The following is a 19,542-nucleotide window of genomic DNA, read 5'->3' on the forward strand; positions in this document are numbered from 1 at the left end:
CCGCGGCACCGGACGGACACCCCTCGTCCCCCGCCGCGGTCCCGCCGCGTTCCGGCTCCCCCGCTCCCCTCACCCGCCGTCGTAGAACAGCCGCTCCACCACCCGGCGGGCCCGGCGCGTCGTCCGCCGGTACTCGTCGACCAGCTCCCCCGAGTGCCCCACCCCGTAGCCCAGGTAGCGCGCCACCCCGGCGAGCTCCCGGGCGTCACCGGGGAAGCTGTCGCCGGCCCGGCCGCGCACCAGCATGACCGCGGCCCGGACCCGGGAGGCCAGCACCCAGGCGGCGTCCAGCACCCGGGCGTCCTCGGGGGCGACCAGGCCCGCCTCGGTCGCGGCGGCCAGCGCGGCCCTGGTCCGGGTGGTGCGCAGGCCGGGCACCTGGTGGCCGTGCCGGAGCTGGAGCAGCTGCACCGTCCACTCGACGTCGGCCAGCCCGCCGCGGCCGATCTTGGTGTGGGTGGTGGGGTCGGCGCCGCGCGGCAGCCGCTCGGACTCGATCCGGGCCTTGATCCGGCGGATCTCCAGCAGGTCCCGGTCGGGGACGCCCGCCGCGGGGTAGCGCAGCGGGTCGATCAGCTCGCGGAACCGCCCGCCCAGCCCGGGGTCGCCGGCCATCGCCTCGGCCCGCAGCAGCGCCTGGCTCTCCCAGGCGTGCGACCAGCGCGCGTAGTAGGCCGCGTACGAGCTGAGGGTGCGCACCAGCGGGCCGTTGCGGCCCTCCGGCCGCAGGTCGGCGTCGACCAGCAGCGGGGGCTCGACGGAGGGCGCGGAGAGCAGCGTGCGCAGTTCGCCGACGATCTCGCGGGCGGCCCTCGCGGCGTCCTCGTCGGAGGCGCCGGGCAGCGGCTCGTGGACGAAGAGCACGTCGGCGTCGGAGCCGTAGCCGAGCTCGTGGCCGCCGAACCGGCCCATCGCGATGATCGCGATCCGGGTCGGCGGTTCGCCGTTGCGGGCCGCCCAGCCGTCGCTCGCGGCGCGCAGCGCGCCTTGGAGGGTGGCGGCGGTGATCGAGGTGAGCGCCTCGCCGGCCAGGTCGAGGGCGCGGGCCGGGTCCTCGTCGAGCCGGCCGAGCACGTCGGCGGCGGCGGTGCGGAACAGCTCGCGGCGCCGGACGGCCCGGGCGGCGGCGACCCCGGCGGCGGGGGTGCCGGCCCGGCCGACGGCGGCCAGCACCTCGGCCTCCAAGGCGGCCAGGCCGCGCGGGACGAGCCCGCCGGCGTCGCCGAGCATGGCGACCGCCTCGGGGGCGCGCAGCAGCAGGTCGGGGGCGAGCCGCCCGGCGGAGAGCACCCGGGCGAGCTGTTCGGCGGCGGCGCCCCCGTCGCGCAGCAGCCGCAGGTACCAGGGGGTGCGGCCGAGCGCGTCGGAGACCCGGCGGAAGTTGAGCAGCCCGGCGTCGGGGTCGGCGGAGTCGGCGAACCAGCCGAGCAGCACCGGCAGCAGGGTGCGCTGGATCGCGGCCTTGCGGCTGACCCCGGAGGCCAGCGCGGAGATGTGCCGCAGCGCGGCGGCCGGGTCGGCGTAGCCGAGCGCGGCGAGCCGCTGCTTGGCGGCCTCGGCGCTGAGCCCGGCGGCGCCGGAGCCGGTGACCCGCAGTTCGGCGACCGGCAGTTCGGCGACGGCGTCCAGCAGCGGCCGGTAGAACAGCCGCTCGTGCAGCCGCCGGACCTCCACCGCCTGCCGCTTCCACTCGCGCTGGAGCGCCGCGACCGGGTCGTCCCTGGTCTCCCCGCCGATCAGCGGGGCCATGGTGCGGGCGAGCCGGCGCAGGTCGGCGGGGTCGGTGGGCATCAGGTGGGTGCGGCGCAGCCGCTGGAGCTGGATCCGGTGCTCCAGGGTGCGCAGGAAGCGGTAGGCGGTGTCCAGCGCGGCGGCGTCGGCCCGTCCGACGTAGCCGCCGGCGCTGAGCGCGGCCAGCGCCTCCAGGGTGTTGCCGCTGCGCAGTGCCTCGTCGGTGCGGCCGTGCACGAGCTGGAGCAGTTGGACGGCGAACTCGACGTCGCGCAGGCCGCCGGGGCCGAGCTTCAGCTGCCGGTCGAGTTCGCCGGCCGGGATCGCGTCGACCACCCGGCGGCGCATCTGCTGGACGTCGGCGACGAAGTTCTCCCGGGCGGCGGCCTGCCAGACCAGCGGGGCGACGGCCTCGGCGTAGGCGCGGCCGAGGTCGGGGTCGCCGGCGATCGGGCGGGCCTTGAGCAGGGCCTGGAACTCCCAGGTCTTGGCCCAGCGCTGGTAGTAGGCGAGGTGGCTGGCGAGGGTGCGCACCAGCGGGCCGTTGCGGCCCTCGGGGCGGAGGTTGGCGTCGACCGGCCAGATGGTGCCCTCGCCGGTGGTGTCGGAGCACAGCCGCATGGCGTGCGCGGCGAGCCGGGTGGCGGCCTGGACGGCCCGCTGCTCGTCGGCGCCCTCCCGGGCCTCGGCGACGAAGATCACGTCGACGTCGGAGACGTAGTTGAGCTCCCGGCCGCCGCACTTGCCCATCCCGATCACGGCGAGCCGGCAGGCCGCGGCGGCGTCCGGGTCCTGTTCGGCGGCGATGTCGAGGGCGGTCTGCAGGGTGGCGCCGGCCAGGTCGGCGAGTTCGGCGGCGGTCTGCGGCAGGTCGGTGGTGCCGGACAGGTCGCGGGCGGCGATGGCGAGCAGGCAGCGCCGGTAGGCGGCGCGCAGCGCGTCGGCCCGGTCGGCGGCCTCCTCGGACCACACCCGGCGGGTGAGCTCGCCGAGGAACTCGCCGCGTCCGGGGTGGATGTCGCGCAGTTCGAAGGAGACCAGGGCGTGCCAGTCGCGGGGGTGCCGGGCCAGGTGGTCGGCGAGCGCGGTGGAGGCGCCGAGGACGCCGAGCAGCCGGTCGCGCAGCGGCTTGGAGGTGGTCAGGGTGTCGCGCAGGGTGTGCCGCTCGTGCGGGTCGAGCGCCTCCAGCAGCCGGGCCAGGCCGAGCAGCGCCTGGTCGGGGTCAGCGGCGGCGCCGATCGCGTCCAGCAGCACCGGGTCGGCGGCGAGGCCGTGCAGCGCCGGTTCGTCGAGCAGCCGCACCGCCTGGTCGGGGTCGGAGAACCCGCGCCGCACCAGTCGGGTCTCCAGCCGGCTGATCCGGCTCCCGGACCGTTCCTCCACCGTGTTCCCGCCTCCCGTGACCGTCCTGTCCGAAGGGTACGTTCCCGCTTCCCCCGCGCGCCCGCCGTGACGCACCGTCCACCGCTTCCCCGCCCACCGCTTTCCCGTCCACCGCTTCCCCCCGTCCACCGCTTCCCCGCCCGGCCGTGACACCGCCCGGGGGCGGCTCGTTGGCCACGGGGTGACCCCCCTGCGGATACCCGCCCGCCTCCCCTCGCTGACCGGCCTGCGCTTCCCGGCCGCGCTGCTGGTGGTCTGCTACCACCTGTCCCGCCAGGTCGGCGCCCTGCCGGTGCTCAGTCCGCTGGCCTGGTACGGGCGTTCGGGGGTGACGTTCTTCTTCGTGCTGTCGGGCTTCGTGCTGGCCTGGACGTACGCCGACTCCCCCGTCCCGGCCGGCCGGTTCTACCGGCGGCGGCTGGCCCGGATCTGGCCGCTGCACGCGCTGACCACCGGCGCCTCGCTGGCGGTGTTCGCGGCGCTGGGCGCGGCGGTGCCGGTGGCGGCGGCGCTGTGGTCGCTGCCGCTGCTGCACCCGTGGGGGCGGGCGACGGTGATGGGCGGCAACCCGGCGGGCTGGTCGCTGGGCGACGAGGGCTGGTTCTACCTGCTGTTCCCGCTGCTGCTGCGGCTGCGTCCCGGCCGGCGGGCGGCGGCGCTGTGCTGCGCGGCGGGGCCGCTGCTGTGGCTGGCGGGTTCGGCGGTGGCCGATCCGGGGCTGCGGAGCTGGCTGCTGGACTACCTGCCGCTGAGCCGGACCCCGCAGTTCCTGCTGGGCGTGGCGCTGGGCCTGGCCGTCCGCCGCGGCCGGCTGCCCCGGCTGCGGCCGCTGCCGGCGGCGCTCGCGGTGGCGGCCTTCCACCTGGCGCTGGTGCCCTGGCACCTGGCCGTCCCCGACCGGCTCTGGTACGGCCCGTACAGCGCCTCGCAGTTGCTCTCCGCGCCGCTGTTCGGGGCGCTGGTCGCCGCCCTCGCGCAGGCCGACCTGCGCGGGCCGGGGCCGCTGGGGCGGCGGGGCTGGACGGTGCTCGGCGACTGGTCGTTCGCCTGGTACCTGGTGCACGAGATCACCTTCCGCCCCTGGCTGCACCGCTACGGCCACCCGGCCCCCGGCCTGCCCACCGCCGCCGTCTGGCTGCTGCTGGCCGGCGGCTCGCTGGCGCTGGCCGGCGCCCTGCACCGCTGGGTCGAGCGCCCGCTGGAGCGCCTGCTGCGCGGCCGCCGGTCCGCGTCCCCGGGCGCGACGGGGCCGCACCACCCGCTTCCGGCTGGGGTGGTGCGGCCCGGGTCGCGCGCTCAGAGGTCCGAGGAGTCGTCCTCGTTGATGTAGCTGTAGAAGACGCCGAGGTCGTAGCCGTCCTTGTCGGTGTCGAACTTGATGGTCAGGTCGGTGTCGCCGGGGCGCAGGTAGTCGGAGATGTCCCAGCGGTTGGAGTCGTAGCCGAAGTTGTTGCGGTAGTACGGGCTGCGGGCGAACTGGTCGGCCGGCGTCAGCTCCTCGATGGTCGAGTTGAAGGCGTCGTCCGGCTGGTGGTTCGGGTCGCTGAACAGCGTCTCGGGGCCGTTGGTGGACTTCACCTTGAGGGTGTCGCCGGTCCACTTCAGGTCGCCGTCGTAGACCACGAACCCGAGCTTGCCCTTCACCTTCGCCAGGTTCTGCGGGGTCTTCAGGCCCTCCAGCTTGAACTCGCGCTCCGGGCTGTCGGGCAGCTCGACCTGGAAGCCGTCCCACAGGTTGATCTGCCGCAGCGGCTTGCACGGGTTCTCGTACGCCACCACGATCGTCCAGCCGCCCCAGCTGTGCGGCTTCACCACCGAGTCCATGTCGGCGACGGTGTAGGTGCCGTTGCCGTGCGCCTTCACCAGCTCGGTGATGTCCGCGGAGGCCTGGTAGCTGCTCTCCTGGTCGGTGGTGATGTAGCCGATCGACGGCTGGTCGTTGGCGATGTTGGTGTACTGCGCGTCGCCGGGCAGCTTCAGGTAGACCTCGTCGATCTGGCTCTCCGGCAGCACGGTGTCGCCGATGCCCCGGGTGCCGCCCCAGTACAGCCGGGCGTACTTGACCGTGGAGCCGTCGATCAGGCCGAGGTCGGCCGAGCTGGCCGAGTAGATGGGGTCGCCGAACGGGCCGATCGAACCCGGGTCGATGTTGACGTACTTCATCTCGTAGTTGTTGTTGATCGGCCGACTGCCCGCCCCGGTGCGGGCCTCCTCGCACGGCGGCTGCGCCGGGTCGACCGGCGGCTTGGTCTCGTCGCAGGTCATCAGCGAGTTGCTGATCCGCGTGATCGAGCCGTGGAACTCGCCGGAGAAGCGGGTCTTGAACGGCAGCGGGTTGGAGGCGACGGTGTTCGCCCGGTGCGTCGTCGTCCTCCCGGAGCCGCGCGCGTCCGCCGCCCCTCCCGTCACCAGCAGTTGCGCGGCCAGCGTCGCGAGCACGGCACCAGAAATACCGACCCGGCGTGCAGTGGAGCCCATGTCACCCTCTCGTGTTCGATCGTCCGGACAGTCGTCCGCGCCCCATCGAACACAACGGATAGTCACATGGTCGTCACCCTCCGCCATCCGTGGGCGCGCCGCCCACCAGCGCCGGAACGGCCTCCCGCAGCCGCTCCCGCAGCGCCGCCACCGGCACCGGGAGCGCCCGGGCCAGCGTCTCCAGCCCCAGGTACAGCTCGTCGACCCGCCCGGTCGGTGGGCCGGCGGCCAGGAACCGCTCCAGCGCGGCCGCGGCCTCCGCCCCGGCCGGCACCGCCGCGTACGCGAGCACCAGGTCGCCGAGGCTGTGGACGTCGCCCGGACCGACCAGCTCGACCACCCGGGCCAGCAGCTCCGCCCCGCCCGGCAGGCCGAGCGCGCGCAGGACCACGGCCTTCTCGTACGCGCACCAGGAGTCCTCCGGGTCCAGCCCGACCGCCCGGTCGAGATCGGCCAGCGCCTCCTCGTACCGCCCCAGCAGCCGGAACGCTTCGCCCCGCCCACAGCGCACGGACGCACTCCCCGGCTCCAGCTCCACCGCCCGGTCGAAGTCCGCCAGCGCCTCCGCGTGGCGGCCGAGCGTCTTGAGCACCGCACCCCGGCACCCGTACGCCCAGGAACCCGCGCGCTCGGCCGCCACCGCCCGGTCCAGGTCGGCCAGCGCCTCCGGCCGGCGGGCCGCCGCCAGGTGGGCGGAGGCGCGCAGGCGGTGGGCGACGGCTCGGGAGGGGCGGTCCAGTGCCCCGCCGGCGAGCAGTGCCGTGAGGGCGGCCGGGCCGGGCTCCGGGGTGTCCAAGGCCGCCGACAGCCGTTCGCCCCAGGCCAGTACGTCCGGCGCGTCGGTGTCCTGGCCCGCCCGGAGCAGCATCCGTACCCAGCGGCGCAGCACCGCGGCGCCCCGCTCGTGGGCGTCCAGGAGTTCGCGCAGGGCCGGGCCGAGTGCCCGCCCGGGGTCGGCGCACAGCCGGTGGTAGGTCTCCTGGAGCCGGTGGGAGCGCCAGCGCTCGTCCTGCCAGCGCTCCGACTCCCGTCCGTCGCAGGGGAGTTCGGCGCGCCGGTGGGCGAAGGTCTCGGCGAGCCCGGTGTGCTGGCGCTGCCAGCGGGTGGGCCACTCGGCGCGTTGGCGGCGGAGCATCGCCGTCCGGACCACCTCGTGGTAGTGCCAGCGGCCGGAGCGCTCGATGACGAACGGCAACGACCGCAGCCAGCCGAAGAGTTCGCGCGCCTCCTCGTCGTCGACCGCCGCCCGGTACACGTCCTCGTCGAGTTCCTGCGGCAGCGCGCAGGCCAGCGCGGCGGCCCGGCGGGCCGGGTGGGTCTCCCACTTCAGGAAGCGCTCGACGGCGGTGCCGCTCGGGTCGTCGACGTCGGCCGCGCCGGCCGGGTTGCCCTCGGCGAGGGTGGAGACCAGCAGCGGCAGGCGGCCGGACAGCCGCAGGATCTCGGCGGTGACCCGCTCGTCCGTGACGCCCTTGGCGGCCAACAGTTGGCGGGCCTCGCTCTCGGTGAACACCTCCAGCGGCAGGTCGGTGACCAGGTCCAGCCAGTCGCCCCAGCACTGCGCGTCCAGCCGCCCCTGCCCGGCCAGCACCACCAGCACGTTCGCCGGCAGCTCGCCGTACGCGTCGCTGACCAGCACGTCCCGCAGCCAGCCGTCGAGCAGCGGGCCGGTGCGCTCGTAGGTGTCGAAGAACAGCACCAGCCAGGCGTGCCGCTGCCCGGCCTCCGCGAGGTCCCGCAGCAGCACCGGGGTGAGCGCCCGCAGCGGGGAGAGCACCAACTGGGCGTCCTCCGGGCTGCGGAAGCGCGCGCTCAGCAGGCCGCGCAGCTGCTCCGCCCCGGCGGCGACCTGGTTCGGGTCCAGCGCCCCGGTGAACGGCGCCACGCCCGGGATCATCCCGGCCCCGGCCAGCCCGACCCGGGAGGCCAGCACGGCGGCGGGCGACGGCCCGCCGGAGCGCTCCTCGCCGGCCGCGCCGGCGTCCGCCTCGTGCCGGCGCTGCCGGTGCGCGGCGAGCAGCCGCTCCAGCGCCTTCAGCGGCGCGCCCTGCTGGGCGAACTGCCCGGCGATCGACCGCATCGCCTCCACCGGGTCCGCCACCGACTCGTCCACGTACGCGGTGACGGCGCCCGCCTCGCGCGCGGCGCTCTCCAACTGCCGTACCAGCGTGGACTTCCCCACCCCGCCCGGACCGCGGACGTGGAACAGGAACCGCTCCGGGTCCTGGGCCGGCTGCCGCAGCACCTCGTTGAACGCCTCCAGTTCGCTGCCGCGCCCGACGAACCCGCTCCGCCGCCGGCGCCGGATCAGCTCCTGCCGCGAGGGCCTGCGCCCGCTCACCCGTCCCGCCCCTCCCGATCGACCGTCCGACGTACAGTCAAACACCATCTTTCCCACTTGAGTTGACCCGGCGGCAGATGATCCGCAGGTCGGCCGATGGCCGGCCGACGGCCGGCCGCGGACCAGCCAGGAGACACGGAGCGGCATGGTCGACGAGGGTGGCGCGCGGCGGGTCGACTGCTTCATCAGCCACGCCGGCGCCGACCGCGCCTGGGCCGAGTGGGTCGGCTGGCAGCTGGTGGAGGCCGGCTACACGGTCGAACTGGACCACTGGGACTGGGCGGTGGGCGAGAACTTCGTCCGCAAGACGAACGAGGCGCTCGCGCACGGCCGGATGATCGCGCTGTTCTCCGCTGCCTACTTTCGAACCGGACCGGTTCACCGCCGAGGAGTGGACGGCCGTGCTCGCCGCCCGCGGCCGGATGGTCCCGCTCCGCCTGGACGACGCCCCCGCGCCGCCCTGCTCACCGCCGTCGCCGGACCGCGCCGCCCCACCAGCCCCCCGCCCTTCCCCGGCGGGCCCGCGCCTCCCGCCGCCGCGTCCCGCCCGCAACTGCCCGGCAGCCGCTCCCCCGGGGTGTGGAACGTCCCCAACCGGGGCGCCGCCTTCACCGGCCGCGACAACCTGCTGCTCCGCCTCCGCGGCGGCCTCGCCGCCGGCCGGGCCGTCGCCGTCCACGCCCTGCACGGCCGCCTCAGCGTCGCCCCCGCCACCGCGACCCCCGCCGAGGCCCGGGAGGCCCTCACCGCCGAACTCCGGGCCCACGACCGCTGGCTGCTGGTCTTCGACAACACCGAGGACCCGCGCGCCCTCGCCCCCCACCTGCCCGGCGGGACCGGCCACGTCCTGATCACCTCCCGCGTCCCGCACTGGCAGGCCCACGCCGTCCCGCTCGACGTCGACGTCTTCACACCCGCCGAGTCCACCCCCTACCTGCACCGCCGCGTCCCCACCTCACCCCGGATGAGGCCGCCGCCCTCGCCGAGCGCCTCGACCACCTCCCGCTCGCCCTCTCCCAGGCCGCCGCCACCCTCGCCAACGGCCTCCCGCTCGCCCGGTACCACCACCTCCTCACCGAGCAGACCAGCGCCCACAGCCTCGCCGTCCACCTCGCCGGCCTCGGCAACCACCAAGCCGCGCACGACCTCACCCGGGACACCCACGAGCGCCGACGCCACACTCTCGGCGACTACCACCCCGACACCCTCATCAGCGCCCACAGCCTCGGCCTCACCGCACCCCCGCCACCCCGGACGACGACGCGACCTGACCGCTACCGCTCCCCCCGCCGCCAGGGCTCCGCGAACTCCCGGTAGAAGTGCGGCAGGCTCTCCGCCGGCCCGGCCGCCAGCCGCCGGAAGACCTTGCCGATCGGGTTCCCGACCTGTCCGCTCGGCAGTTCCACCACCAGCGGGAACCCGTACTCGGCCACCTCCGGCCCGTCCACCGCCCGCCAACTGCCGCCGCCCTGGCGGACCAGCACCTCCCCCAGGTAGCAGCCGAACCCGAACAGCGTCTCCCCGACCTGCCCGCCGGTGATCCCGTTCTCCCGGAAGTCCTCGATGATCTCGTCGACCACCGCCAGGCTCCCCACCGAGTAGTCCAGCTCCACGCCGCTCACCCGCGCCGCCGACCCCACGATGTCCGCCGCGAACCGCCCGGCGTTCCCCACCTCCGGCGCGTACCGCAACCGCAGCTCCATCCCCAGCCCCTCCCGACCCCGCACCGATCCGACCCGTTCCCCCTACCCGGATCCGCCGCGAAAACGACCGACCCCGGCCCGAGTACGCTACTCGACCCACAACCTGACGGACCGTCGGCTCCCGGTACAGCCACGGCTCTAGACTCTCCGCAGAACCGGCACACCGGCAGGCGGACGCCCCGGGAGGCGATGGCGTGACGCTCAACAGCGAGGTGTGGCAAGGCCACTTCGCGGAGGGCCTGGTCTGGGCGCTGCCTGCGCCGCCGACTTGAACCCCGGCAGGCGGAGCCTGGACATCGACGGGGTGGACATCCAGCTCTGCTTCCCGGGCAGGTCCGGAACGATGGGGTACCCACTCATCGAGGCGCTGATCAAATCCTGCTGCAATCCCACCTACGGGGGCGACAGCTTCTCGTATTCGATTCCGGCACGCTGTCTACTGGGTCGATCTGATGCGCAGGGATCCGGTCGACCCGGCGAAGCAGTCCCATAAAACGGTGCACGTCCCCAAGGCGAACCTCCTGACAGTGCGGTCCCTCGCCGAGCTCGTCACCGGGCCCACAGCGATTGGTGGTGAATAGAATGATCACAGGCCTCGGGGATTTCCACTCGTCCCAGGCGTCCGACCCCCGGCGCATCTCCTTGTATCTCACCTCGCGCGGCTGGGTTCCGGCGCCCGAGCCAGGCGGGACCCTCTGGGTCTCGCACACCGGTGAATTCGAGGTGTTCGTTCCGAAGAGCCCTCGCATGCGAGGGTACGAAACGTACATCCACAATGTGCTGAACACTCTGGCCACTGCCGAGGACCGGAACCTCAAACAGGTCGTCGTCGAGATCTCCCGTTCGGACGCGGACGTCCAGTACGTGCGGACGAGGCCGAGCGGTGATTCCGGAACGACTCCGATCGAGGACGGGGTCAGATCCTTCGAGAGCCTCCACCAGTGGATCCTGGCCAACGCCGTGTCGGCGAGCAGCGACCGGCACCGCCTGGTGCAGCCCTCCCGCAAACCCGCTCAGGCGCTGGACTTCATGCGCACGGTCCGCCTCGGGCCCACGCTCGAAGGCAGCTACGTGATGACGGTCTACATTCCCGTTCCGCCCCTCCTCGGTCAGATGGCCTTGGAATCGGCCGAACTCCCGGAGGCGGAGCAGCCGTTCGGGCGCCGCGTCTCCCGCTGCCTCCACGACTCCACCGCACAGGCGGTGGCCGCCGCCGACGAGGTGATCAGCCTGGGGCGCGGGGTGGAGTCCCTCACGAAGCGCGTCGGGTCCGGGGTGAACGCCAACCTCTGCGAGGCGCTCGCCGGGCTTTCCGGCGGGACCTCGGAGCCGGTGGACATCGAGTTCTCCTGGGCTCTCTCCCGGCCGGTGGAACCGACCCGCCCCCTCGTGGTCACGTCCAACCATTCGGCCGTCCTGCGCGAAGCCGCCCAGGAACTGCGGGCGCAGACTCCGGTGGAGGACGTCCGGGTGGTCGGGGCGGTCGTCCGGCTCCACCGGGAAGGCTCGACGGGGCCGGGCGAAGTGAGCATCGCGGGGATCGTCGCGGACGACCAGAACGACCGGCTCCGCCGCGTGTGGTTCACCCTTCCCGAGGAGAGCTACGGCATCGCCACCCAGGCCCACGAGCGCGGGGCGACGGTGTCGGTGACCGGCACGCTCGCCCGGCGGGGCACCCGGCACGTCCTGCAGAATCCCGGCGATTTCTACGTGCTCCCGGACTGAGACGGCCCGCCCCGCCCACGGGAAGAGGCCTCGTCCCCGGCGCGCGTTGTCGCCACCGGGGGCGGGGCCTCTCTCGTGTCCGCGTATGGGCCGCTGACCAGGGACTACAGCACCTGGAGCACCTTGCGCAGCTCGAACGGCGTGACCTCGGAGCGGTACTCCTCCCACTCCTGGCGCTTGTTGCGCAGGAAGAAGTCGAAGACGTGCTCGCCCAGGGTTTCGGCGACGAGTTCGCTGCGCTGCATGAGGTCGATGGCCTCGCCGAGGTTCTGGGGCATGGGCTGGATGCCGAGGGCGCGGCGTTCGGCGTCGGTGAGGGCCCAGACGTCGTCGTCGGCGCCGGGGGGGAGTTCGAGGTTGTCCTCGATGCCCTTGAGGCCGGCGGCGAGGGTGACGGCGTAGGCGAGGTAGGGGTTGCAGCCGGTGTCGAGGGAGCGGACCTCGATGCGGGTGGAGCCCTGCTTGCCGGGCTTGTACATGGGGACGCGGATGAGGGCGGAGCGGTTGTTGTGGCCCCAGCAGATGTAGGAGGGGGCTTCGCCGCCGGCGCCGGCGGTGCGCTGGGAGCCGCCCCAGATGCGCTTGTAGGAGTTGACCCACTGGTTGGTGACGGCGGCGGTCTCGGCGGCGTACTTGAGCAGGCCGGCGATGAAGGAGCGGCCGACCTTGGAGAGCTGGTACTCGGCGCCGGACTCGTGGAACGCGTTGCGGTCGCCCTCGAAGAGGGAGACGTGGGTGTGCATGCCGGAGCCGGGGAAGTGCGAGAACGGCTTGGGCATGAAGCTGGCGTGGACGCCCTGTTCGAGGGCGACCTCCTTCATGACCAGGCGGAAGGTCATGATGTTGTCGGCGGTGGAGAGCGCGTCGGCGTAGCGGAGGTCGATCTCCTGCTGGCCGGGGGCGCCCTCGTGGTGGCTGAACTCGACCGAGATGCCCATGGATTCGAGCATGGTGATGGCTTGGCGGCGGAAGTCGTGGCCGATGCCGCGCGGGGTGTGGTCGAAGTAGCCGGACTGGTCGGCGGGGGTCGGCGGGGTGCCGTCGCCGGGGAGGTCCTTGAGGAGGAAGAACTCGATCTCGGGGTGGGTGTAGAAGGTGAAGCCGAGGTTGGAGGCCTTCTCCAGGGTGCGCTTGAGGACGTAGCGCGGGTCGGCGTAGGAGGGGGAGCCGTCGGGCATCAGGATGTCGCAGAACATCCGGGCGGTGCCGGGGTTCTCGGAGCGCCAGGGCAGTATCTGGAAGGTGGTCGGGTCCGGCTTGGCGATCATGTCGGACTCGTAGACCCGGGCGAAGCCCTCGATCGCCGAGCCGTCGAAGCCGATGCCCTCCTCGAAGGCCTGTTCCAGTTCTGCCGGGGCCACCGCCACGGACTTGAGGAACCCGAGCACGTCGGTGAACCACAGCCGGACGAACCGGATGTCACGCTCTTCGAGCGTGCGAAGCACGAACTCCTGCTGCTTGCCCATGGGGACAGTCTCACCTCTGCTCTTTACGCCCGTGTTACGCCGCCCGCACCGGCCGGCCCGGCCCGGCGAAGACCTCGCCGGGACCGCGTCGCCACCATCATGGCGGATCTTCGGCCGGTTGCCGATCCCTGGCGGCCGCGGGATGGAACGCGGGCCGGAGCGGGCGTCGGGGCGGGGGCCAAACCTGGGACCGGACCTGGCGCCGGACCTGGGAGGGAGCTGGGAGGAAACCGGGAGCGGACGGGCCGACAGGGGGACCCCCGCGACATAGCGTCAGTTAGACGATTACACTCGGGGGCATGCCGAATCTGCGTCTCGCCCTGTGCCAGATCGACCCCTGGGTCGGTGACCTCGCCCGCAACAGCGAGGAGGTGCTGCGCTGGTCGAAGCGGGCGGCCGCGTCCGGCGCCGACCTGATCGCCTTCCCCGAGATGGTGCTGACCGGGTACCCGGTCGAGGACCTCGCCTTCCGCGGCTCGTTCGTCGAGGGCTCGCGCGCCGCGCTGGTCGAGCTGGCGGCGCGGCTGGCCGCCGAGGGCCTGGGCGACGTCCCGGTGGTCGTCGGCTACCTGGGCCGCGGCGAGCCGGGCTCGCGGTACGCGGGCAGGCCGCAGAACTGCGCGGCGGTGCTGCGCGGCGGCGAGGTGGTGACCCGGTTCGCGAAGCACTTCCTGCCGAACTACGGCGTGTTCGACGAGTACCGGTACTTCGTGCCGGGCGACCAGCTGACGGTGCTGCGGCTGCACGGCGTGGACGTCGCGCTGGCGATCTGCGAGGACATCTGGCAGGAGGGCGGCCGGGTCGCCGCCACCGGCCAGGCCGCCGCGGGCCTGCTGCTGTCGGTGAACGGCTCGCCGTACGAGCGCGACAAGGACGACGTCCGGCTGGAGCTGGTCAGGCGCCGGGCCGCCGAGGCGGGCTGCCCGCTGGTGTACCTGAACATGGTCGGCGCGCAGGACGAGCTGGTCTTCGACGGCGAGTCGATGGTGGTCGCGGCGGACGGCGAACTGCTGGCCCGCGGACCGCAGTTCGAGGAGGCACTGCTGGTCCTCGACCTGGAGCTGCCGGCCGCGAAGGAGGACGGCCTGCCGGACGGCACCGTCCTCGCCGACGGCCTGCGGCTGACCCGGGTCGACCTGGGCGGCGCGCCGAAGGAGCGCCCGGCGGAGCCGATCGCGCCGGAGGTCGTCGAGCGGCTGGACGACGAGGCCGAGGTGTACGCGGCGCTGGTCGAGGGCACCCGGGCGTACGTCCGCAAGAACGGGATGCGCTCGGTGCTGATCGGCCTGTCCGGCGGCATCGACTCGGCGCTGGTGGCGGCGATCGCGGTGGACGCGATCGGCGCGGAGAACGTGTACGGCGTCTCGATGCCCTCGCGCTACTCCTCGCAGCACTCCCGGGACGACGCCGCCGAGCTGGCCCGCCGCACCGGCCTGCACTTCCGCACGGTGTCGATCGCCCCGATGTTCGACGCGTACCTGGGCGCCACCGAGCTGACCGGCCTGGCCGAGGAGAACCTGCAGTCCCGGCTGCGCGGCACGCTGCTGATGGCGATCTCCAACCAGGAGGGCCAGATCGTCCTGGCGCCGGGCAACAAGAGCGAGCTGGCGGTCGGCTACTCGACGCTGTACGGCGACTCGGTCGGCGCGTACGGGCCGATCAAGGACGTGTACAAGACGCTGGTCTTCCGGCTGGCGCGCTGGCGCAACGAGGCGGCCGAGGCGCGCGGCGAGGTGCCGCCGATCCCGGAGAACACCATCGTCAAGCCGCCGTCCGCCGAGCTGCGGCCGGACCAGAAGGACACCGACTCGCTGCCCGACTACGACCTGCTGGACGCGGTGCTGGCCCGGTACGTCGAGGGCGACGAGGGGCGGGACGCGATCGTCGCCGCCGGGTTCCCGGCCGAGGTGGTGGACCGGGTGGTGCGGCTGGTGGACACCGCCGAGTACAAGCGGCGGCAGTACCCGCCGGGCCCGAAGGTCTCGCCGAAGAACTTCGGCCGCGACCGCCGGCTGCCGATCACCAACCGCTGGCGCCAGGGGTAGCCGCGGGGCCCGGGCCGGGGCCGGGGGAGCCCGGCCCGGGAGCGGCTGACAGCCGGGGCGCGAAGGCATAGGGTGAGCGCCGTGGCGCGCGCCAGGCGCGTCGAGTGCGCGCCCGGCGCGCCCGGATCGAGGAGGTGGGAGAGATCACCGTGCAGGTCGTCGAGGTGCTCCCCCGCCGCCGGGTCGCGGCCTGACCGGACGGGGAGCCCGCCAGGCTCTTCGAGAGGTCCCCGTGTCACTCCCCCCTCCCCCCGCACTCCCCCACCCGATCGACGCCAGCGCCCCGGCCGGCCTGGTCGGCCGGCTGCGCGCGGCCGGCTGTGTCTTCGCCGAGGACGAGGCCCGGCTGCTGCTGGCCGCCGCGCCCGACCCCGCCGGGCTCCGCGAGATGGTCGGACTGCGCTGCGCCGGGCACCCGTTGGAGCAGGTGGTGGGTTTCGCCGAGTTCGCCGGGCTGCGGGTCGCGCTCGCCCCCGGCGTGTTCGTGCCGCGCCGCCGCAGCGAGTTCCTGGTCGAGCGGGCCGCCGCGCTGGGCCGCCCGGACGCGGTGCTGCTCGACCTGTGCTGCGGCTCCGGCGCGATCGGCGCGGCGCTGGCCGCCCGGCTCGGCCCGGGCGTCGAACTGCACGCCGCGGACGTCGACCCGGCGGCCGTGGCCTGCGCCCGCCGCAACCTCGCCCGGTACGGCGGACGGGTGCACCTGGGCGACCTGGACGCGCCGCTGCCGCCCGGCCTGCTCGGCCGGGTCGACCTGCTGCTGGCCAACGCTCCGTACGTGCCGACCGGCGAGATCCCGCTGCTGCCACCGGAGGCCCGCGACCACGAGCCCGCCACCGCGCTGGACGGCGGAGCGGACGGCCTGGCGGTGCAGCGCCGGGTCGCGGCGGCCGCGCCGCGCTGGCTGGCCCCCGGCGGCCGGCTGCTGATCGAGACCAGCGGGCGGCAGGCGCCGGCCACCGCCGCCCTGCTGACGGCCGCCGGGCTGGCGGCCCGCACCGAGCAGGACGAGGAGCGGGACGCCACCGTGGTGGTCGGCACCCGGAGCCGGTAGCGGCCCGGCAGTGGCCCGGCCACGGCCCGGCAGCGGCTCAGTAGCGGTAGTCGGCGGCCACCGCGAGGTGGTCGCTGGCGTCCGCCGGGAGGGTGCGGGAGTCGGTCGGGACCAGACCGCCCTTGCTGAGGATCTGGTCGATCCGGGCCATCGGGAAGGACGCGGGCCAGGAGAAGCCGAAGCCGTCGCCGGCCGCGCCCTGGGCGGAGCGCAGCTGCGAGGTGATCGGGGCCAGGCTGCGGTCGTTCATGGTGCCGTTCAGGTCGCCGAGCAGCAGCACCTTGCGCAGCGGCTCGTGCTCGATCGCGTCGCCGAGCGCCTGCGCGCTGACGTCGCGGCGGCCGGCCGTGAAGCCGCTGTCGAACTTGACCCGGACCGAGGGCAGGTGCGCGACGTACACCGCGAGCGGGCCCTTGGGGGTGGTGACCCGGGCGCGGAAGGCCCGGGTCCAGCCCATCTTGATGTCGACCACCTCGACCTCGTCGATCGGGTAGCTGGACCACAGGCCGACGGTGCCCTCCACCACGTGGTACGGGAAGGCGCCGGCCAGGGCCCTGGCGTACTCGGGGGCGGCGGCCGCGGACAGCTCCTCCAGCGCGACGATCTCGGCGCCGGAGCCGGTGAGCATCCGGACGGTGCCCTGCGGGTCGTCGTTGGCGGCGGCCACGTTGTGGGTGAGCACGGTGAAGTCGCCGGGCCCGCTGCCCTTGTCGGCCAGCAGCGCGCCGAACAGGTTCAGCCAGACCGCGCCGGGCAGCAGCGCCGCGACCAGCGCGACCCCGGCGCGGCGCCAGAGCGCGAGGCCGAGCAGCACCGGGACGGCCAGGCCGAGCCAGGGCAGGAAGGTCTCCAGCAGGCTGCCGAGGTTGCCGACCGCGTTGGGCACCTGGGCGTGGCACACCAGCAGCGCGGTGACCAGCAGGCCGAGCGCGGTGAGCGGCCACCCGCGCCGCCAGTCGAACCAGCGGCGCACCCACGCCCGCCGCTCGCCCTCCGGTCCGCCGGCCGGCCCAGTGCCCGGTGCCCCCTCCGGCCCGTCCGCCGCTGCCGCCACCGCCGGGCCGTCCGCCCGCACCATCGTCCGCTCCTCGCCGCCGTGCCGGCCGGCTCTCCCGCCGACCCCGTCCCCGACCTGCCCTGATCCGATCCGATTCTCGGCTCAGCCTATGACGGGATGGACGCGGCGCAGCGTCCCGGGAGTTCCGCCCGTGCGCCGGACGGGGGGCACCGGGACGGAACGCGGACAATCGGCGCGGCGGGGGCGGGTCCGGCCGCCGGGCGGGCGGTCAGCGCGCGGGCACCGGGGCGGGTACCGCGCCGATGCCCTGGAGGACGGCGTCGACCATCTGCCGGGGCAGGTCGGGGTCGTCCAGCGGGGAGTCGTCCCAGAGGATGGTGCGCACCAGGATCGGGCCGATCAGCAGCTCGCAGAGCAGTTCGGCGTCCAGGTCGGCGCGGAGTTCGCCGGCCGCGACGGCGCGCCGGACGATCTCCATGATCATCTCGCGGCGGGGTCGGACCACCCGCTCGTGGTAGACGTGCTTGAGCTCGGGCCAGGCGTTCATCTGGCCCATCGCGGACTTGATGATCCACCGGGAGCGCTTGCGCAGGCCGCGCCGGCGCATGTAGTCGACGGCGCTGATCAGGTCGTCGCGGTGGGTCGGGCCGTGCATGGCGGGCGGCGGCTCGTCCAGCCGGGCCACCACGTCGACCAGCAGTGCCTCCTTGTTGGGCCAGCGCCGGTAGATGGTGGCCTTGCCGACGCCCGCCTCGGCGGCGATCCGCTCGATGGACAGCTCGAAGAGGCCGTTGCCGTCCTCCATCAGCTTCTCGACGGCCGCGTAGATGGCCTGTTCGGCGGCCTCGCTGCGCGGACGGCCCCGCCGGGGAGCGTCCTGCTCCCCGGCGGGGCCGTGGCACGGTTGGAGCGGAGTCTCGGCGCTCGTCATGGCCCTATTCTCCACCCTCGGGTTCACACCTTGGCGGCGCTCGGGCCGGTTTCGGTCCGGTCCTGCGGGCCGTCCGCCGCGGGCGTCCCGGCGGCGGGGCGGCGGCCGGGCAGCAGGAGCAGCGCCAGCAGGGCGCCGAGCACGGTGACGGCGGCCGAGACGCCGGAGACCACGTGCATGGCGTGGATGAAGGCGTCCTTGGCCGGGTCGACCAGGCCGGGCAGGTGCATCTTCTCGGCCGCCCCGAGGGTCGACTCGATCGACTCGCCGGCCCGCTCGCGGTACTGCGGCGGGACGGCCGCCAGGTGGTCCTCCATGCCGTTGCGGTAGATCGTCGACAGCAGCGCGCCGAGCACCGCGATGCCGAGCGAGCCGCCGACCTGGCGGAAGGTGTTGTTCAGCGCGGAGCCCGCGCCGGCCTTCTCGCGCGGCAGCGCGCCCATGATGGCGACCGTCACCGGCGGCATCACGTGCGCCATGCCGGCGCCCATCACGAAGCCGAGCACGACCAGGATCCAGATCGGGCTGGTCGCGGTCAGGAAGGCGTAGCCGAGGAAGCCGACGGTGACCAGCAGCATGCCGCCGGCGCAGGTCGCCCGGACGCCGAAGCGGTCGACCACGAACCGGGCCCGGGGCGCGAAGAACAGCTGGGCGAGGGCCAGCGGCAGCATCAGCTCGCCGGCCTCCAGGGCGCTGTAGCCGCGGACGCTCTGGGTGTAGAAGACGCCGAAGAAGGAGACGCCCATCAGCGCGAAGAACACGATGCCGACCACGCCGATCGAGGCGGAGAACACCTTGTTCCGGAACCAGGTGACGTCCAGCGCCGGGTACCGGGTGCGCCGTTCGAACAGGACGAAGCCGACCAGGGCCAGCACGCCGACCAGGGTCGGGACCCAGGCCGCGGGGGCGGTGAAGTCGGCCAGTTCGCCGCCCTTGATGATGCCGTAGATCAGCGCCACCAGGCCGACGATGGAGAGCAGCACGCCGACCGGGTCGAGCCGGCCGGGGTCGGGGTCCTTGGAGTCCGGGACCAGCCAGCCCATCACGCCGAGCGCCACGACCACGATCGGGACGTTCACCAGGAAGACCGAGCCCCACCAGAAGTGCTCGATCAGCAGGCCGCCGGTGATCGGGCCGATCGCGATGGCCAGGCCGACCGCGCCGGCCCAGATGCCGATCGCCTTGGGCTGCTCGTGCCGCTCGAAGACGTTCATGATGATGGCCAGCGTGGCGGGCATCACGAAGGCGCCGCCGAGGCCCATCACCGCGCGGTAGGTGATCAGTTCGCCGGGGCCGCCGGCGAACGCCGAGAGCAGCGAGCCGAGGCCGAAGACCACCATGCCGGCCAGCAGCACCCACTTGCGGCCGAAGCGGTCGCCGAGCAGGCCGGCGGTGAACAGCAGGCCGGCGAAGACCAGGGTGTACGAGTTGATCGCCCACTCCAGGTCGCTCTGGCTCGCGCCGAGGCCCACCGGGGCGGGGGTGGCGATGGTCTTCATCGCCACGTTGAGGATCGAGTTGTCGAGGACGACGACGAGCAGGGAGAGCACCAGGGTGCCCAGGATCCACCAGCGTCGGCGGTGCACGGCTTCCGGCACCCGGAGGGCCTGTGGAGCGGGGGTCGGCGAGGTCATGCGGACAGCCTAGACAGCTTTTCAATACGAGACGGT

At 74.1% G+C, this 19,542-nt stretch carries 13 protein-coding genes and 1 pseudogene; 5 read left to right on the forward strand and 9 right to left on the reverse strand.

Annotated features, from left to right (window positions below):
• Positions 1 to 69: 69 nt before the first annotated feature.
• Positions 70 to 3,114, reverse strand: a complete 3,045-nt coding sequence (locus KSE_RS11475) for a bifunctional [glutamine synthetase] adenylyltransferase/[glutamine synthetase]-adenylyl-L-tyrosine phosphorylase (protein WP_014135472.1) — start codon at positions 3,112 to 3,114, stop codon at positions 70 to 72.
• 181 nt (positions 3,115 to 3,295) lie between these two features.
• On the opposite strand from KSE_RS11475, the gene KSE_RS11480 reads away from it, so the two are divergent.
• A complete protein-coding gene (locus tag KSE_RS11480; protein ID WP_014135473.1) occupies positions 3,296 to 4,444 on the forward strand; it encodes an acyltransferase family protein in 1,149 nt (382 codons plus the stop codon).
• Here KSE_RS11480 and KSE_RS11485 read toward each other — a convergent pair.
• Positions 4,411 to 5,592 (reverse strand): hypothetical protein, encoded by a 1,182-nt coding sequence (locus KSE_RS11485; RefSeq protein WP_148283089.1) that lies wholly within the window; start codon positions 5,590 to 5,592, stop codon positions 4,411 to 4,413. The genes KSE_RS11480 and KSE_RS11485 overlap by 34 nt on opposite strands.
• A 73-nt stretch (positions 5,593 to 5,665) precedes the next feature.
• Positions 5,666 to 7,933, reverse strand: coding sequence for a tetratricopeptide repeat protein (locus KSE_RS11490; RefSeq protein ID WP_014135475.1), 2,268 nt, complete (start codon positions 7,931 to 7,933; stop codon positions 5,666 to 5,668).
• 145 nt (positions 7,934 to 8,078) lie between these two features.
• Here KSE_RS11490 and KSE_RS46320 point away from each other — a divergent pair.
• A pseudogene (locus KSE_RS46320) lies at positions 8,079 to 8,288 on the forward strand (toll/interleukin-1 receptor domain-containing protein); the annotation flags it as partial.
• 575 nt (positions 8,289 to 8,863) lie between these two features.
• Here KSE_RS46320 and KSE_RS11500 read toward each other — a convergent pair.
• Both KSE_RS11500 and KSE_RS11505 read right to left on the reverse strand, forming a co-directional pair.
• Entirely contained in the window at positions 8,864 to 9,154 is a 291-nt protein-coding gene (locus KSE_RS11500; RefSeq protein ID WP_041293886.1) for a hypothetical protein, read from the reverse strand.
• A gap of 53 nt (positions 9,155 to 9,207) precedes the next feature.
• Complete coding sequence (locus tag KSE_RS11505) at positions 9,208 to 9,636, reverse strand: hypothetical protein (RefSeq protein WP_014135476.1); 429 nt, start codon at positions 9,634 to 9,636, stop codon at positions 9,208 to 9,210.
• Positions 9,637 to 10,218: 582 nt separating this feature from the next.
• Between KSE_RS11505 and KSE_RS11510 the strand changes: the two genes are divergently transcribed.
• On the forward strand, positions 10,219 to 11,361 hold the full coding sequence (locus KSE_RS11510; protein ID WP_014135479.1) for a hypothetical protein: 1,143 nt from the start codon (positions 10,219 to 10,221) through the stop codon (positions 11,359 to 11,361).
• A 104-nt stretch (positions 11,362 to 11,465) separates the two neighbouring features.
• On the opposite strand, the gene glnA is transcribed toward KSE_RS11510, so the two are convergent.
• Complete coding sequence (glnA, locus tag KSE_RS11515; protein ID WP_014135480.1) at positions 11,466 to 12,827, reverse strand: type I glutamate--ammonia ligase; 1,362 nt, start codon at positions 12,825 to 12,827, stop codon at positions 11,466 to 11,468.
• A 299-nt stretch (positions 12,828 to 13,126) separates the two neighbouring features.
• Between glnA and KSE_RS11520 the strand changes: the two genes are divergently transcribed.
• Positions 13,127 to 14,872, forward strand: coding sequence for an NAD+ synthase (locus tag KSE_RS11520; RefSeq protein WP_014135481.1), 1,746 nt, complete (start codon positions 13,127 to 13,129; stop codon positions 14,870 to 14,872).
• A gap of 232 nt (positions 14,873 to 15,104) precedes the next feature.
• Positions 15,105 to 15,923, forward strand: coding sequence for a putative protein N(5)-glutamine methyltransferase (locus KSE_RS11525; RefSeq protein WP_014135482.1), 819 nt, complete (start codon positions 15,105 to 15,107; stop codon positions 15,921 to 15,923).
• 37 nt (positions 15,924 to 15,960) lie between these two features.
• Here KSE_RS11525 and KSE_RS11530 read toward each other — a convergent pair whose 3' ends face one another.
• The 3 genes from KSE_RS11530 to KSE_RS11540 form a co-directional block, all read right to left on the reverse strand.
• Positions 15,961 to 17,001, reverse strand: a complete 1,041-nt coding sequence (locus KSE_RS11530; RefSeq protein ID WP_014135483.1) for an endonuclease/exonuclease/phosphatase family protein — start codon at positions 16,999 to 17,001, stop codon at positions 15,961 to 15,963.
• Positions 17,002 to 17,209: 208 nt separating this feature from the next.
• On the reverse strand, positions 17,210 to 17,872 hold the full coding sequence (locus KSE_RS11535; protein ID WP_014135484.1) for a TetR/AcrR family transcriptional regulator: 663 nt from the start codon (positions 17,870 to 17,872) through the stop codon (positions 17,210 to 17,212).
• 23 nt (positions 17,873 to 17,895) lie between these two features.
• Positions 17,896 to 19,506, reverse strand: a complete 1,611-nt coding sequence (locus tag KSE_RS11540; RefSeq protein ID WP_014135485.1) for an MFS transporter — start codon at positions 19,504 to 19,506, stop codon at positions 17,896 to 17,898.
• Positions 19,507 to 19,542 lie beyond the last annotated feature (36 nt).

It is taken from the genome of Kitasatospora setae KM-6054 (assembly GCF_000269985.1).
Classification (GTDB): Bacteria; Actinomycetota; Actinomycetes; order Streptomycetales; family Streptomycetaceae; genus Kitasatospora; species Kitasatospora setae.